We start from the raw sequence: 15,631 nt of genomic DNA on the forward strand, positions 1-15,631 counted from the left end.
CGTCTATAAATAGGGGTTCAATGATGACAATTTTAAATATGGAGGCAATACTATGTGTGGATTTGTCGGGGTTTTTAACAAGCATCCGTTAACTCAAACCGCTGATCAAGAAGAACTAATCAAACAAATGAACCAAATGATCGTTCACCGCGGTCCTGACAGTGACGGATATTACCATGATGAGCACGTTGGATTCGGATTCAGACGGCTCAGCATTATTGATGTGGAGAATGGCGGACAGCCTTTATCATATGAAGATGAAAAATATTGGATTATTTTTAACGGGGAAATCTATAACTATATCGAACTGAGAGAAGAGCTTGAAGCAAAGGGATATACTTTCAACACAGATTCTGACACAGAGGTTCTTCTTGCGACTTACCGTCACTATAAAGAAGAAGCGGCTTCCAAGCTGCGCGGCATGTTTGCCTTTCTGATTTGGAATAAAAACGATCATGTTCTTTATGGAGCAAGAGATCCATTCGGCATTAAGCCGTTGTATTACACAACGATCAATGATCAGGTTTATTTTGCCTCAGAGAGAAAAAGTTTAATGGCAGCCCAAAATGATATTGAAATAGATAAAGAAGCATTACAGCAGTATATGTCTTTCCAATTCGTTCCTGAGCCAAGTACCCTTGATATTGATGTGAAAAAAGTAGAGCCGGGTTCTCAGTTTACAATCCGTCCTGACGGTGATATCACATTCAAAACGTATTTCAAGGCGCGCTTCCAGCCTGTTCAGACGGAGGAAGATAAACTTGTTAAAGAAGTCAGAGACGCTATCTATGACTCTGTAAACGTTCATATGAGAAGTGATGTGCCTGTCGGTTCATTCCTATCAGGCGGAATCGATTCTTCGTTTATTGTATCCGTTGCGAAAGAATTTCATCCCAACCTGAAAACATTTTCTGTCGGATTTGAACAGCAGGGCTTCAGTGAAGTTGATGTAGCGAAAGAAACTGCCGCTGCACTGGGCATTGAAAATATCAGCAAAGTCATTTCACCTGAAGAATACATGAACGAGCTTCCTAAAATCGTATGGCACTTTGATGATCCGCTTGCAGACCCGGCTGCGATTCCGTTGTATTTCGTGGCGAAAGAAGCAAAAAAACACGTAACGGTTGCGTTATCTGGCGAAGGTGCGGACGAGCTGTTCGGCGGATACAACATCTACCGTGAACCGCTTTCTCTTAAACCGTTTGAACGCATTCCGTCCGGCTTGAAAAAGATGCTTCTGCACGTAGCGGCCGTTATGCCTGAGGGAATGAGAGGAAAGAGCCTGCTTGAGCGCGGCTGCACTCCGCTTCCGGAGCGTTATATCGGCAACGCGAAGATCTTTGAAGAATCCGTGAAGAAACAGCTGCTGAAGCACTATGATCCGAGCCTTTCGTATCGTGATGTGACGAAGCCTTACTTTACAGAAAGCAGCTCATACAGCGATATTAACAAAATGCAGTATGTCGATATCCACACTTGGATGCGAGGCGACATTTTGCTAAAAGCGGATAAAATGACGATGGCGAATTCTTTGGAATTGCGTGTGCCATTCCTTGATAAAGTCGTATTTGACGTTGCGTCTAAAATTCCTGATGAATTGAAAACAAAGAACGGTACGACAAAGTATCTCCTTCGCAAAGCTGCTGAAGGCATTGTGCCGGATCATGTATTGAACCGCAAAAAGCTCGGTTTCCCTGTACCGATCCGTCATTGGCTGAAAAACGAAATGAACGAATGGGTGCGCAGCATTATTCAGGAAAGCCAAACGGACGCTTATATCCATAAGGATTACGTTCTTCAGCTTCTTGAAGACCATTGTGCCGACAAGGCTGATAACAGCCGTAAAATTTGGACAGTGCTCATCTTTATGATCTGGCACAGCATCAATATCGAAAAACGGTATATGCCTGAAGAGCTGAGCCATCAGCCTAAAGAAGTCATCTTTGTCTAACAGATAAGGCTTTCGATTCGTCGAAAGCCTTGTTATTATACCAGTATTTCTCCATCATCATTGATTACCCTGCACATTCGTGTGAAATATTCAGAAAAATGATGTAATGATATTTTTTTCTAGGGGAGAAGGGAACATGCAAAAACAAAAACAAGAATTGCATCGCGGTCTGGAAGAAAGGCATATTTCTTTGATGTCTTTAGGGGCTGCCATAGGAGTGGGACTTTTCCTTGGCTCCGCATCAGCTATTCAATTAGCAGGGCCGGGTATTTTGGTGGCATATGCCTGCAGCGGCCTGGTTATGTTTTTTATAATGAGGGCGCTTGGGGAAATGGCGATTCAAAAGCCGGTCGCGGGCTCCTTCAGCAGGTATGCGCGTGACTACTTAGGTCCGCTCGCAGGTTACTTAACCGGGTGGAATTACTGGTTCTTATGGGTTGTAACCTGTATGGCGGAAATCACCGCTGTCGGAATTTATATGGGATACTGGTTTCCGGATGTGCCCAATTGGATTTGGGCATTGTCGGCGCTGGTGATTATGACTGGTGTTAATTTCCTCGCCGTAAAGGCGTATGGAGAGCTGGAGTTTTGGTTCGCATTGATTAAAATTGTCGCGATCCTTTCTATGATTGCTGTCGGTTTATTAATGATCATTACAGGAGTCGGCAATGGAGGCATTGCGACTGGCATCAGCAACTTGTGGAGCAACGGCGGATTTTTTCCTCATGGAATAAAAGGGGTTTTATTGTCACTTCAAATGGTGATGTTCGCGTATTTAGGCATAGAGATGATAGGGGTGACTGCCGGCGAAGTCAAAAATCCGCAAAAATCATTAGCGAAAGCGATTGATACGGTATTTTGGCGTATCCTGATTTTTTACGTCGGTGCTTTATTTGTTATCATGTCCATTTATCCGTGGCAGGAAATCGGATCGCAAGGAAGCCCTTTTGTACTCACGTTTGAAAAAGTGGGGATTCCATATGCGGCAGGCATCATTAACTTTGTCGTTCTGACGGCGGCGCTGTCTTCTTGCAACAGCGGCATATTCAGCACCGGACGTATGCTCTTTAACTTAGCGGAGCAGAGCGAGGCGCCAAAAGCGTACGGTAAGCTGACCAAAGGCGGCATTCCGGGTAAAGCCGTACTGGCTTCTGCGGGTGCGTTATTAGTCGGTGTGCTGTTAAACTATGTCGTGCCTGCGAAGGTATTTACTTGGGTCACAAGCATTGCGACGTTCGGAGCGATTTGGACGTGGGCGATCATCTTGCTTTCTCAGATCAAATATCGTAAAGGCATGCAGCCAAAGGATCAAAAGCAATTAAAATACAAAATGCCTTTTTACCCGTTCACGTCATATTTATCTTTGGCCTTTTTAGCACTTGTCATTATCCTGATGGCTTATAGCCCGGAAACAAGAGTCGCCGTAATTGTCGGTCCGATTTGGTTTCTGATTTTGATAGCCGTTTATTATGGCAAAGGCTTTCATAAGAAAAACGCAGCTGTGTCAACTGAACAACAGATCAGCTGACAAAAAGAGCTCCCGGAGGGCTCTTTTTTGTTTAAGTAAAGCTGCTCGTAGAGAGCAGAGAATAGGAATATGTTTTTTGCAGAGACTGCTTACAGTGGCGTCTTGTTTTTTATGATAAGATAAAAGTCACATGTTCATTTTTACATGTGAACGTTTTATGGAAAATTAAAAACCCGAACTGCATTTGGTTCGGGTCAGCGATGGTTATCGCTTAAATAATATTTTGAAAAATGGTAAAGTAAAACGAAGCTGGTCTTACATTTGCTGAAGTGATTTATAATATTGACCCTTTGCTACATATTCAGACCGTATTCTCTGCATGTCTTTTCGGTCTTCATCCGTCAAAGGACGGATGACTTTTGCCGGGCGGCCGAAGGCTAGATGGCCTGGCGGAATGATTTTTCCCGGCGGAACAAGGCTGCCGGCACCGATAAATGCGCCTTCACCGATTTCGGCTCCGTCTAAAATGATTGAACCCATGCCGATTAAGGCGTTCTTGCGGATCACGGCGCTATGGAGTGTAACCTGGTGGCCTATCGTGGCGTCATCTTCAATGAGAAGAGTCCGGTTCGGGCTTTGATGGAGGCAGCTTAAATCCTGGATATTGACTCTGTTACCAATTCTGGTCGGGGCTACATCTCCTCTTATGACAACTGAGAACCAAATACTGGACTGTTCCCCGATGACCACATCACCGGTAATTGTTGCATTATCGGCTACAAAAGCCGTTGGATGGATTTCTGGCGTGTATTCCTTATAAGGGTAAATCATATATCTTTCATCCTTCTTTCTCTATTTAATTTTTGTATGAGGTGAACCGCATGTGGACCTGGAAAGCAGACAGACCTGTGGCAGTGATTGTTATGATCCACGGGGCAAGTGAACATCATGGACGGTATAAATGGCTGAGTGAAATGTGGAGATCTTCGGGTTATCACGTTGTAATGGGTGATCTGCCGGGACAAGGGACAACCACCCGGGCCAGGGGGCATATTCACTCATTTCAAGAATACATTGATGAAGTAGATACTTGGATAGATAAAGCGCGAACCTTTGAACTGCCTGTTTTTCTTCTCGGCCACAGCATGGGCGGCCTGATTGCGATTGAATGGTTTAAACAGCAGAGAAACCCCCGCATTACGGGAATTATTTTATCATCACCGTGTCTCGGGCTGCAAATTAAAGTCAATAAAGTGCTTGATCTTGCATCAAAGGGGCTGAATGTCATTGCTCCGTCGCTTAAAGTTGATTCAGGATTATCGATTGATATGGCGACACGCAACGAAGATGTCATCGAAGCAGGCCAGAACGATCCCCTTTTTGTGACGAAGGTTTCTGTCAGATGGTACAGAGAGCTGTTAAAAACTCTTGAGTCTGCCATGGTGCCGACAGAGGCTTTTCTGAGGGTGCCGCTTTTAGTCATGCAGGCCGGAGATGACAAGCTGGTCGATAAAACGAAGGTCATCAAGTGGTTTTCAGGGGTTGCTTCCCACAATAAGTCATATAGGGAATGGGAAGGGCTTTATCATGAAATATTTAATGAACCGGAAAGAGAAGACGTTTTTAAAGCCGCAAGAGCATTTACTGATCAATATATTTGAACTAGGGGGGGTGCATGTGTTGACAGTACCGGAACATCCTTTTGGACTGATGGCAAAAGTATATCGTGATATTTTTCCGCTCGTTCATCAAGAGCTGAACATATGGAAGCAAAAATCAGAAGCAATTAAAAACAGTGAATTAAAAGCACAGGCAACCGCAAGTATTCGAGATAAAACGTTTCACTGCGAAGGCGGCGGCATATTGGCCTTATTGTCAGGAAATCATAAGCAGAAATGTGTTGAGTTCATCATCGCATACCAAACGATCAGCGATTACCTGGACAATTTGTGCGACCGCAGCACATCACTTGACCCAGAAGATTTTCGAATGCTTCATACCTCTATGCAGGACGCATTGACAGTGGGAGCTGAACCGCAAAATTATTATCAATTCAGGGACGAGCAGGATGACAGCGGATATTTGCAGGAATTGGTGAAAACGTGCCAGCGAGTTCTCGGATCTATTGAACACTACGAAATGATTAAACCTTATCTGCTTGAGTTGTGCGGCTATTATTGCGATTTGCAGGTGCATAAGCACGTTGTTGAGCATGAGCGTGTCCCGCGCCTTGAAAAGTGGTTTACCCAATATGAATCAGAGCTTCCCGAGATGGAATGGTATGAATTCTCAGCTTGTGCAGGCTCCACGCTGGGCATTTTCTGTCTTGTCGCATATTCGTTTCAGCCCGATTTTACTGAAAGCACCGCAAAAAAAATCCGCAACAGTTATTTTCCTTACATACAAGGTCTTCATATTCTGCTTGATTATTTGATTGACCAGGAGGAGGACTTGCTTGAAGGGGACTTGAATTTCTGCTCGTATTATCAGTCACATGAAGAAATGATAAATCGGCTGCAGCACTTTATTCAGAAAGCCGATGAACATCTGCACGGCATTCCGCACGAAAACTTCCACCGCTTAATCAACCGCGGCTTGCTGGGTGTCTATTTGTCTGATGATAAAGTGGCGGGCCAAAAGGAAATGGGCCGGCTCGCGAAAAAGCTGATCAAAGCAAGCGGAAAAACCTCCTTTTTCTTTTATATCAACGGCAGAGCCTACAGAAAGTTTCAAAAAATGGCCTGGATGAAAAACTCAAAGAAAAAAGCTCAAATCATTTGCTGATTTGAGCTTTTTTTTCGATAGCAATAATAAACGGCGGGTCATTTTGCTGATTGATAAATCCGTATGTCAAGACACGGGCTGTTTGCTGATCCAAGTCCCGGCAAAAGTCGAGCACGTCGTTTTTTTCAGCTTTACCTTCCGGATGGCCGTGATAGACGACCAAAACAATCAGGCCTTCATCTTTCATGATGCTGAGAAGCTGTTCAATTGCTTGAATCGTTGAATTGCCGTTTGTCGTAATCGATTTGTCCCCGCCTGGCAGATAGCCGAGGTTAAACACAGCGGCCGCCACTTTCCCGTGTGTTTCCTGCGGAAGTGATTCAGCAATTTTGTCATGGCTTTTATGAAATAAAGTTGTCCGGTTTTGATAGGTGTCACCGAGCCGCTCCTTCGTACTGGCCACTGCTGATTCTTGTATATCAAATGCGTATACATGACCGTTTTCACCGACAAGCTCAGCTAAAAACAGGGTGTCGTGCCCGTTCCCCATTGTGGCGTCAACAACGATGTCTCCGCCCCCTGCGGCCATTTTCAGCAGCTCTTTACTGTAGGGAAGAATTTTTTTCAGGATCATAAGGCTGATTCCTCCTGAAGACGCTGAAAGAACTTACCTTGGTAGCTGCCGCGGTTTTCAAGTTCTTTATTGATAGCGCCAAGCACTTCCCATTTGTTCACACTCCACATCGGCCCAATCATCAATTCAATTGGCCCGTCACCAGTGATACGGTGTACGATCATTTCTGGCGGGATGATTTCAAGCTGGTCACAGACGAGCTGCACATATTCGTCTTGAGAGAGAAATTCCAGCTTTCCTTTTTCGTATTGTTTCACCATCGGCGTGCCTTTTAGCAGGTGCAGCAAATGGATTTTAATACCCTGTACGTCCAAATCTGCCACTGCTTTTGCCGTCTCCATCATCATGTCCCGGTCTTCAAGAGGAAGTCCATTGATAATATGTGAGCAGACGCGTATGCCGTGTTTTCTTAGCTTATTCACACCTTCAACGTAGCAGTCAAAGTCATGTGCCCGGTTGATCAGAAGCGCTGTGCGTTCGTGAACTGTCTGAAGCCCGAGCTCTACCCAAAGATATGTGCGTTCATTCAGTTCTGCCAAATACTCAACAACGTCGTCCGGCAGGCAGTCCGGACGTGTGGCGATTGAAAGGCCGACCACATCATCGAGCGCGAGAACAGACTCGAATTTCTCTCGCAGCACGTCAACCGGAGCATGCGTATTGGTGAAAGCCTGGAAATAAGCGATATATTTCCCGTCCTTCCATTTTTCGTGCATGCGGTTTTTAATGTCGTGGAATTGCGTCATTAAATCATCGGCCCGGTTTCCTGCAAAATCACCGGATCCCGCAGCGCTGCAAAAGGTACAGCCGCCGTGAGCGACAGTGCCGTCCCGGTTCGGGCAGTCGAAGCCGCCGTCAAGCGCTACTTTAAATACCTTATGCCCGAAATGATCTCTGAGATGATAATTTAATGTATGATAGCGTTTTTCCGTATTTGAATAAGGAAAAGGATTGTTCTGAATCACGATTAATGTGCCTCCTTGCGTACAATTGCATCCTAAAATTGTAGCACGCATTTCATATGAGAACAAATGAATATCGACCATAAATTTCTTTATTGAATCGTGTCGGATGAGGCTACACTATGGATGATGGATTGTTTCCATTACCAAGAGGAGGGGTTACTGTGGCAACAAGACAATCAGTAGATGAACATCTCCAACAATGTATGCAGGCGTATGATTATGCTGAAGAACAGCTGAAAATCGCTTCTAAACAAGAGCATTATAACGACCAAGAATACAGTGATGCGCAAATGCAGATTGAAAATGCGGTAAATGCCTTGAATAAATTATGGCTGTCATCAAATGATCAGCAGAGAGAACAGCTGTACAGAATGAGACTTCAGCTTCAAGCTTTGCAAAATAATATGATCTTGCAGCACCCTCTTGATGTGTAAGAAACGGACCCTTTTGATAAGGGTCTGTTTTTTTGTAAAAAAAGGATTGACTTTGCACAGTAAAGTATTTATTGTATTAAGTGTACTAATTGAAGTAATACACTATAGACACTGATGAAAAGTCATTTATATATTGAAATTAAGGGAGGCAGTTATGAAACATAAAAAACAAAACAAACGTAACGTGCCAATGCTGATCGCGGCATCTGTGATCGCTTGTTCTTTTTTTCTTGTACTCGTTATGATCGGTTTTGAATGGCAAAAAAGTATAATTGATCCGTTTTATTTATGAAAGGTTCAGATCGTATAGAAAGTAGGGAAGTAAATGATTCAAATCGATCCAAGAAGCTCAACGCCCATTTATGAACAAATTATTCAGCAAATGAAAGAGCTTTGTTTGAAAGGGATCATGAAGCCTGGTGATAAGCTTCCTTCTGTCAGAGAATTGGCGACGATCATTATTGCGAATCCGAATACTGTCAGCAAAGCGTACAAAGAGCTTGAGCGAGAGGGTATTATTGAAACGCTGCGTGGCAGAGGGACCTATATATCGGAAAATGCAAAAACGACACTGGTTGAAGGGAAGATGACGATGATTAAAGAGCAACTCAAACAGCTCATCATCGATGCACATTATGCGGGGGTTGAGCTGGATAAACTGCAAGAATGGATAAAGGAAATCAGCGCTGATGTGAAAGGGGGCAAGAGCGATGATTGAATTAAGACAGCTGTCAAAAACGATTGACGGAAATCAAGTATTAAAAGATGTTTCATTAACAATTGAAAAAGGAGAAATCTTCGGGCTGCTCGGCCGCAATGGGTCAGGCAAAACGACAATGCTTCGCTTAATCCAGCAAATCATTTTCGCCGACAGCGGGACGATTTTATTTGATGGCGTAGAAATCAAAAAGCATCCGAAGGTCAAACAGAATATCATCTACATGCCTGTTCAAAATCCTTTTTATGATAAGTATACATACAAGCAGCTTGTTGACATCCTAAGAAGAATTTATCCGAAATTTGATGTCACGTACGCGAATGAGCTGATGAACAGATATGAAATTCCAGAAACGAAAAAATACCGCGAGCTGTCGACAGGTTTGAAAAAACAGCTGTCGCTCGTTCTGTCGTTTGCAGCGAGACCGGCACTGATTCTCCTTGATGAACCGACGGACGGTATTGACGCGGTAACAAGACATGATGTGCTGCAGCTGATGGTTGATGAAGTGGCTGAGCGTGATACGAGCATCCTGATCACCTCCCATCGCCTTGAGGACATTGAACGGATGTGCAACCGAATTGGTTTTCTCGAAGATAACAGACTGACAAATGTAATGGATCTTGATGAATTAAAAGAAGAATACATCAAAATTCAAATGGCGTTTGATGAAGATGTCAATCTGGCGATCAGAGAGCAAAACATTCCGATGCTCGATCAGGCCGGTGTGTTTTACACGGTGCTGATCCCGAAAAGCGATGAGAAGAACAAGAGCTTTTTGAGAGAGCTGAAGCCAAAAGTGTGGAATGAGCTTCCTGTCAACTTGGAAGAAGTATTCATTGCGAAGTTTGGAGGGAAGCGGAGATGGTAGACCGAGGTCTCCTCTATCGAGAGTGGAAGCAGAATCAAGTGGTGATTTTGTTAAGTATTGTGTTTTTGGTGCTGGCAAATCCGCTTTCTATCGTTAATATGTATTTGTCTTATCAAGGATGTCTTGATCGCCAAGACCCGCAATATTGTGATTTTATTGTGAATTACACGAGCAACTTGATAGATATCAACTGGGTGCCGGGTGTCATTTTGGCGGTCTGCTTCCTGGGAATGGAACGTTCGAAAGGCACGATGGATTTTATATTAAGCCTCCCATATAACAGAAGCCAAATTTTCCAGACGAAATTTTGGTTAGGCGGTTTTGTGATTGTACTGTCACAACTGATTGGTTTTTTACTTACATGGCTGCTGATTCTTGTTTATCAACCTGAGCATGTCTACTATTTTGAGCACAGCAGTGTTGGAGTAATCGTGATTAGCTTTATGGCTTACTCACTTGTGATGGCCGCCGGAGCGTTAACTGGAAATGCTTTTGCCCAGCTATTAACGGCATTTGCTGCTACGGTACTGCCGTATTTAATTGTTGCTTTGCCGATTCTAAACATAGAATATATTTTTGATGTAAATATATGGGATTATTTTCCTTCTGTTGAGGATTATTTTGCATTGGTTCGTAAGTTATACTATCTTGTGCCTATGGGATATGTTGCAAATGACTGGCTAACCGACAGTAAATATATTCTACTCATTCCGGCTGTCATGAGCATTCTGTTTTACTTGATTGGCTATATAAGCTTTAAAAAGCATCCAAGTGAACGAAACGGATACTTTTTCCTTTGGAACAGCTTAGATCGTCCGGTGCAAATTTTGGTTATTGCTTTTGGCATTCTTGGGTTTGGCTTGTTTGGATATTCTGCCGGACATTCCATGATTGGTTATATTTTTGGAATGATCATTGGTGCGGTTGTCGGCTTTTTTGTAAGCTACTTTGCAATTTATAAGAAAACAAAACATTAAAGAAGTGCTTTCAGTTGGGAGGGAAGTGATGTGCCGGATTCCGGGCTGTTTTATAAAGAGTGGAAGCAAAATAAAGCTCTGTTAACCATGATTTTTTTGGTATTTATGCTTAGCAATCCTTTTACTGTATTAAATACGTACATCTCATACCAAGGCTGCGTGGCTAATCAGAACGAGTGGGTCGGAACCTGCGTATTTACGATTAACTATTTAAATGGCACATTTATCTCGCTGTTTTGGATTTGGGGTGTCGTTTTGGCTGTCAGCCAGCTTGGAATAGAACGAAGCAAGGGCCTTTTTGATTTTACATTAAGCCTTCCTTATACGAGAGGCCAGATATTTAATATGAAGTTCCTTACCGGCGGGATGGTGATTGTGGCACCGCAAATTTTTGGATATATATTATCCGTTTTGCTTCTAGTGCTTTTGAAACCCGAACAAGCCGTTTATTTTCATCACTACAGCCTGGGAATGATCATCGTCAGTTTGCTGGCTTATTCTCTGGTCATGGCGGGGGGAGCTTTGACGGGCCATATTTTTGCACAGCTTTTGGTTTCAGCTACTGTTACGATTTTGCCTTTTTTGCTCATGACTCTTCCTGCTATCAACCTGGAAATCCTTCTTGGCGGAACAGTAGAATTTATACATGGTCCTGTGCCCGAATGGGTGAAGTATCTATTCCCGGTTACTTACGTTGTGCCGAACTGGGTTGAGGATTCTCCGTATTATTTAGTGATTCCGGCCATCATGACGATCATCTTTTACATCATCGGCCACATCAGTTTTGTCAAACTGTCTAATGAACGGAACGGATATTTCTTTTTGTGGAAAACGCTTGACCGCCCGGTACAGGTCATTGTCATTATCATTGGAATCCTGGGCTTCGGGTATTTTGGATTTGCCGCAACGGAAAGCTTCGCCGGCTACATATTTGGCATGGCTGCAGGCGCCGTGATTGGTTTCTTCATCAGCTATTTTGCGATTTATAAAAAAACAAAACATTTATAAGGGAGAGAGAAAAGATGATTGATGTTCAGCATATTAACCATTCTTTCACGATCGGAAAAAAGGGCCGTGAGAATGAAGTTCCAGTATTGAAGGATGTCTCATTGAATGTGGCGAAAGGAGAAATCGCCTGTATCGTCGGACGAAGCGGGTCGGGGAAGTCAACGCTTCTGAATTTGATTTCAGGCTACATCTCACCGACAAAAGGGCGTATTGTGATTAACGGAACTGATGTCACGGGCTTTAATGAAAAGGAATGGGCGCAGTTCCGCCTTGAACACTTTGGGTTTATTTTTCAAAGCTTTCAGCTCATCCCGGGCTTAACGACGTATGAAAATGTCGAAATGCCGCTGGCGCTAAAAGGGATCAAACCGTCTGAGCGCAAGAAAAAGGTACAGGACATGCTGAAACGCGTCGGTCTTGAAAACCATGCTGCTCACTATCCTAATGAACTGTCAGGCGGCCAGCAGCAGCGTGTCAGCATTGCGAGAGCGCTGATTTTAAATCCGTCGATTATTTTAGCGGATGAGCCAACGGGAAGCCTTGATTCAGAAACGGAACAGGAAGTGCTGGAATTGATTCAGCAGCTGAACCGTGAGCGGGGCATTACATTTGTGATTATTACTCATGATGATGAAGTAGCTTCAATCGGACACTCAAAATTCCAGCTGCATGACGGTGTGTTAAAAGGAGGTATTACCGTTGAGATTTAAGGATCAGGTTCATTTTATCAGAAGAAATATGAAGAAAAACAGGCTCCGCGTCTTTATGACAATTCTTGCGACAACAATGGCGTGTGCGTTTTTGGTTGTGCTATCGTCTGTAGGATTTGGGATTCAAAAGACAATCACAGATATGACGATGAGCCAGCAAATTGTGACTAAAGTCAGTGTAATGGGCAAGGAAGGGGATAAGCCTATTAAAAAAGCTGATTTAGAGAAGTATGATCATGTAAGGTCAGTTGTAGAAAGAACGCAAGTGTATGAGCCAAACAAAGCAACTTTAGGCAATCGCACAAATGAAAGCTCTAATCTTATCTTTACCAATATGAATGATGAATTAAAGGCCAATATGGAATTAGAAAAAGGAAGAGTCGCAAAGTCGGAAAATGAAATCGTAGTAGGATACGACTTTGCAAAGAGATTATTGACGAAAAAAGAATCTGAAGCATATAACAAAAAAATCGAAGAAGCAAAAGGAAACCCCGAAGATATAGAAGAACCAAAGGGTTATACGAAAGACATCCTGAACAAAACGATTGAATTAAGTGTATCAAAAACAGATCCTAAAACAGGGGATGTTACGAAAACAAAAACATATGACTTTAAAATTGTCGGTATTACAAAAAAACCATCTCAAGATTGGATGGAGGATTCAAACATCTTTATTAGTGATCAGTTCAAGAAGGACTTTTCGGAATTTTTGGACTTCAAGGGCGGGAATGTTGAAAAAAATATTGGCGTTTTTGCTGATAAATTTGAGAATGTGGAACAGCTGACAAATGATCTGACAGATGACGGATACTATGTCACATCAGTTACTACCGAGCTTGAAGGAGCCAACACCTTCTTCATGGTCTTCAAAATCGGCCTGATCTTTGTCGGATGTATCGCGGTTATCATTTCAGCCATTGGAATATTTAACACGATGACGATGGCGGTTACAGAAAGAACGCAGGAGATCGGCATTATGAAAGCGATTGGGGCAAGTCCGTCTATCATTCGCCGAATGTTCTTGATGGAAAGCGCGTATATCGGAATTTTAGGCTGTGTGATTGGGATTATCATTTCTTACGGCGTGAGCTACCTTGTCAACCTTGCCGTTCCGATGATTCTCGCGGCGACAGGCGGAGGCGAAGCGGGCGATCTGAATTATACGTTTTCTTATATTCCGCTCAGCCTTGTCATCATTGCGGTTGTGATTTGCGGCGGTGTCGCTGTGATCTCGGGTATGAACCCAGCCCGAAAAGCAACAAAAACCAACGTGCTGACAGCATTAAGAAGAGAGTTGTAATCAGAAAAAGCCGGCTGAACCAGCCGGCTTTTCTGTATAGCGCATCAACAAGATTTGCTATACACTTGACATAAAAAAGGAAAAAGTGCGGTGAGTCCATTGTTTAAACTTTTGCTGATAGAAGATGATAAATCGCTGTTTCATGAAATCAAGGAGCGCTTAACGGGATGGTCCTATGATGTATACGGCATACAGGATTTCAGCCAAGTAATGCAGGAATTTGCGTCAATCAAACCTGATTGCGTCATTATTGATGTTCAGCTCCCTAAATTTGACGGGTTTCATTGGTGCCGGCTGATCCGTTCCCGGTCAAATGTTCCGATTCTCTTTTTATCCTCTCGTGACCACCCTGCTGATATGGTCATGTCGATGCAGCTGGGAGCGGATGACTTTATTCAAAAGCCGTTTCATTTTGATGTGGTGATTGCGAAAATCCAAGCGATTTTCCGGCGCGTGCATCATTATAATACGGAGCCGAGCACGATCAAAACATGGTGCGGGGCTGCCATAGACGCAGAGCAGAACCTCGTCAGCAATAACGAAGGCTCTGTTGAACTGACTAAAAATGAAATGTTCATTCTAAAACAGCTAATAGAACAAAAAAACAAGATCGTCAGCCGGGAAGAGCTGATCAGAAGCTTGTGGAATGATGAGCGTTTTGTCAGCGATAATACACTGACCGTCAATGTCAACCGCCTGCGGAAAAAATTGGACGAACTGCAGCTTGGAACATATATCGAGACGAAGGTCGGCCAAGGCTACATGGCGAAGGAAGAGGATCATTTCTATGATTAAAGCATTCCTCATCGAAAGACGAAGCTGGATTGCCGCATTTTTGCTGCAGCAAATTCTGATTTTGCTGATAGCCTTTGTTGATCCGTCTATTCCATTTAAAAATGTTCTTTATATTGTTTATTTGTGTGTCCTGATCTTTGTTGTGTTTGTTATCATCCGTTTTCGGAAAGAAATCGCATTCTATAAAAGCCTCGAAGAATGGGAAAATAATCTTGATGTCACAGCCATAAGTGAACCGGAGACGCCGTTTGAAGAGATGATTGAAAAAAGCCTCACCGGACAAACGGAACAATTGAAGCAATCTGCATTGCAGAATCGCTTGGCATTAGAAAATGAAAAAGATGAACTGATGGCGTGGATACATGAGGTCAAAACGCCATTAACAGCGCTGCATTTAATCATCGATCGGATGGAAGACCCATCATTAAAATCCCAGCTATCGTATGAGTGGCTGCGCATCCATCTGCTTCTTGATCAGCAGCTTCATCAAAAGCGCATGTCCTTTATCGAAAATGATCTGTCTTTAGAGATGATCAAGCTTAAGCCCTTGATTATCAAAGAGATCAGAGACTTGCAATCGTGGTGTATACAGAAAGGAATCGGTTTTGACATTCAGCTGGAGGCAGAGGAAGTCTTGAGCGATGCGAAATGGCTGGCCTTTATCATCAGGCAGCTGCTGACCAACGCCGTAAAATACAGTGAAGCCGCTGATATTGTGATCAACAGCTATGAAAAAGACGAACGGAAGGTTCTTGAGGTGAAAGATTTTGGACGGGGCATTGACAGGAAAGATGTCTCACGGATTTTTGATAAAGGGTTTACATCCACAACCGATCATCATAATCAGTCTTCTACGGGCATGGGGCTGTATCTGGCGAAGAGAGCCGCAGGACCGTTGCTGATCGATATCAATGTGCATTCAGAGCTTGGGGATGGAACAACCTTTACCTTAACCTTTCCGAAACGAAATCAATTCGAACGTGTCATTAGCGTGTGACGAAAATGTCACATGCTTTTCTTTTTTGTTCGCTTAATCGAAGGAAAAGCCCGTCAATCCTTTTTATAATAACATTATC

Annotated in this window: 17 protein-coding genes; 14 read left to right on the plus strand and 3 right to left on the minus strand. The window is 43.3% G+C overall.

The window, feature by feature from the left end; translation table 11 throughout:
* The first annotated feature begins 52 nt into the window (after positions 1 to 52).
* Together asnB and alaP are read left to right on the plus strand one after the other, a co-directional pair.
* Positions 53 to 1,951, plus strand: coding sequence for an asparagine synthase (glutamine-hydrolyzing) (gene asnB, locus KXD37_RS00300; RefSeq protein ID WP_024122583.1), 1,899 nt, complete (start codon positions 53 to 55; stop codon positions 1,949 to 1,951).
* Between the two features lie 136 nt (positions 1,952 to 2,087).
* A complete protein-coding gene (gene alaP / locus KXD37_RS00305) occupies positions 2,088 to 3,479 on the plus strand; it encodes an alanine permease AlaP (RefSeq protein ID WP_263463014.1) in 1,392 nt (463 codons plus the stop codon).
* A 255-nt stretch (positions 3,480 to 3,734) separates the two neighbouring features.
* Here alaP and KXD37_RS00310 read toward each other — a convergent pair whose 3' ends face one another.
* Positions 3,735 to 4,250, minus strand: coding sequence for a gamma carbonic anhydrase family protein (locus tag KXD37_RS00310; protein ID WP_095714573.1), 516 nt, complete (start codon positions 4,248 to 4,250; stop codon positions 3,735 to 3,737).
* 50 nt (positions 4,251 to 4,300) lie between these two features.
* On the opposite strand from KXD37_RS00310, the gene KXD37_RS00315 reads away from it, so the two are divergent.
* Positions 4,301 to 5,080, plus strand: a complete 780-nt coding sequence (locus tag KXD37_RS00315; protein WP_106020304.1) for an alpha/beta hydrolase — start codon at positions 4,301 to 4,303, stop codon at positions 5,078 to 5,080.
* Between the two features lie 19 nt (positions 5,081 to 5,099).
* Complete coding sequence (gene tbcS / locus KXD37_RS00320) at positions 5,100 to 6,203, plus strand: tetraprenyl-beta-curcumene synthase (RefSeq protein WP_263463395.1); 1,104 nt, start codon at positions 5,100 to 5,102, stop codon at positions 6,201 to 6,203.
* Here the strand turns inward: tbcS and KXD37_RS00325 are convergent.
* Positions 6,193 to 6,777: a tRNA (mnm(5)s(2)U34)-methyltransferase gene (locus KXD37_RS00325; protein ID WP_263463020.1), complete on the minus strand. Its 585-nt coding sequence runs from the start codon at positions 6,775 to 6,777 to the stop codon at positions 6,193 to 6,195. The two genes, tbcS and KXD37_RS00325, sit on opposite strands and share 11 nt — an antisense overlap.
* Entirely contained in the window at positions 6,774 to 7,742 is a 969-nt protein-coding gene (locus KXD37_RS00330; RefSeq protein WP_044153711.1) for a TIGR01212 family radical SAM protein, read from the minus strand. The genes KXD37_RS00325 and KXD37_RS00330 overlap by 4 nt, the downstream gene beginning before the upstream one ends.
* Positions 7,743 to 7,903: 161 nt before the next feature.
* Between KXD37_RS00330 and KXD37_RS00335 the strand changes: the two genes are divergently transcribed.
* The 10 genes from KXD37_RS00335 (at position 7,904) to KXD37_RS00380 (ending at position 15,552) form a co-directional block, all read left to right on the plus strand.
* Positions 7,904 to 8,176, plus strand: coding sequence for a YtzC family protein (locus tag KXD37_RS00335; protein WP_010331570.1), 273 nt, complete (start codon positions 7,904 to 7,906; stop codon positions 8,174 to 8,176).
* 154 nt (positions 8,177 to 8,330) lie between these two features.
* Complete coding sequence (locus KXD37_RS00340; protein ID WP_141243802.1) at positions 8,331 to 8,468, plus strand: hypothetical protein; 138 nt, start codon at positions 8,331 to 8,333, stop codon at positions 8,466 to 8,468.
* 33 nt (positions 8,469 to 8,501) lie between these two features.
* Positions 8,502 to 8,894 (plus strand): GntR family transcriptional regulator YtrA, encoded by a 393-nt coding sequence (gene ytrA / locus KXD37_RS00345; protein ID WP_024122575.1) that lies wholly within the window; start codon positions 8,502 to 8,504, stop codon positions 8,892 to 8,894.
* Positions 8,887 to 9,765, plus strand: a complete 879-nt coding sequence (gene ytrB, locus KXD37_RS00350; RefSeq protein WP_095714569.1) for an ABC transporter ATP-binding protein YtrB — start codon at positions 8,887 to 8,889, stop codon at positions 9,763 to 9,765. The genes ytrA and ytrB overlap by 8 nt, the downstream gene beginning before the upstream one ends.
* Positions 9,759 to 10,742 (plus strand): ABC transporter permease YtrC, encoded by a 984-nt coding sequence (ytrC, locus tag KXD37_RS00355; protein WP_263463030.1) that lies wholly within the window; start codon positions 9,759 to 9,761, stop codon positions 10,740 to 10,742. The genes ytrB and ytrC overlap by 7 nt, the downstream gene beginning before the upstream one ends.
* Before the next feature lie 30 nt (positions 10,743 to 10,772).
* The gene (locus KXD37_RS00360) at positions 10,773 to 11,750 is read left to right on the plus strand and encodes an ABC transporter permease (protein ID WP_106020300.1); all 978 of its coding nucleotides are present in this window, start codon (positions 10,773 to 10,775) and stop codon (positions 11,748 to 11,750) included.
* 14 nt (positions 11,751 to 11,764) lie between these two features.
* Complete coding sequence (ytrE, locus tag KXD37_RS00365) at positions 11,765 to 12,460, plus strand: ABC transporter ATP-binding protein YtrE (protein WP_263463032.1); 696 nt, start codon at positions 11,765 to 11,767, stop codon at positions 12,458 to 12,460.
* The gene (ytrF, locus tag KXD37_RS00370) at positions 12,450 to 13,760 is read left to right on the plus strand and encodes an ABC transporter permease YtrF (RefSeq protein ID WP_095714565.1); all 1,311 of its coding nucleotides are present in this window, start codon (positions 12,450 to 12,452) and stop codon (positions 13,758 to 13,760) included. The genes ytrE and ytrF overlap by 11 nt, the downstream gene beginning before the upstream one ends.
* Before the next feature lie 99 nt (positions 13,761 to 13,859).
* Positions 13,860 to 14,555, plus strand: a complete 696-nt coding sequence (locus KXD37_RS00375; protein ID WP_106020350.1) for a response regulator transcription factor — start codon at positions 13,860 to 13,862, stop codon at positions 14,553 to 14,555.
* Positions 14,548 to 15,552, plus strand: coding sequence for a sensor histidine kinase (locus tag KXD37_RS00380; protein WP_106020298.1), 1,005 nt, complete (start codon positions 14,548 to 14,550; stop codon positions 15,550 to 15,552). Before KXD37_RS00375 ends, KXD37_RS00380 begins: the two co-directional genes overlap by 8 nt.
* Positions 15,553 to 15,631: the final 79 nt, after the last annotated feature.

It is taken from the genome of Bacillus sp. XT-2, assembly GCF_025696525.1.
Lineage (GTDB): Bacteria > Bacillota > Bacilli > Bacillales > Bacillaceae > Bacillus > Bacillus halotolerans.

Bases quoted from the DNA above. Each gene is read 5' to 3' on its own strand.
- KXD37_RS00340 (WP_141243802.1), top strand. From the start codon at position 8,331: ATGAAACATAAAAAACAAAACAAACGTAACGTGCCAATGCTGATCGCG.
- KXD37_RS00310 (WP_095714573.1), bottom strand. From the start codon at position 4,250: ATGATTTACCCTTATAAGGAATACACGCCAGAAATCCATCCAACGGCT.
- asnB (WP_024122583.1), top strand. From the start codon at position 53: ATGTGTGGATTTGTCGGGGTTTTTAACAAGCATCCGTTAACTCAAACC.
- KXD37_RS00380 (WP_106020298.1), top strand. From the start codon at position 14,548: ATGATTAAAGCATTCCTCATCGAAAGACGAAGCTGGATTGCCGCATTT.
- KXD37_RS00315 (WP_106020304.1), top strand. From the start codon at position 4,301: ATGTGGACCTGGAAAGCAGACAGACCTGTGGCAGTGATTGTTATGATC.
- ytrE (WP_263463032.1), top strand. From the start codon at position 11,765: ATGATTGATGTTCAGCATATTAACCATTCTTTCACGATCGGAAAAAAG.
- KXD37_RS00325 (WP_263463020.1), bottom strand. From the start codon at position 6,777: ATGATCCTGAAAAAAATTCTTCCCTACAGTAAAGAGCTGCTGAAAATG.
- alaP (WP_263463014.1), top strand. From the start codon at position 2,088: ATGCAAAAACAAAAACAAGAATTGCATCGCGGTCTGGAAGAAAGGCAT.
- ytrB (WP_095714569.1), top strand. From the start codon at position 8,887: ATGATTGAATTAAGACAGCTGTCAAAAACGATTGACGGAAATCAAGTA.
- ytrA (WP_024122575.1), top strand. From the start codon at position 8,502: ATGATTCAAATCGATCCAAGAAGCTCAACGCCCATTTATGAACAAATT.
- ytrC (WP_263463030.1), top strand. From the start codon at position 9,759: ATGGTAGACCGAGGTCTCCTCTATCGAGAGTGGAAGCAGAATCAAGTG.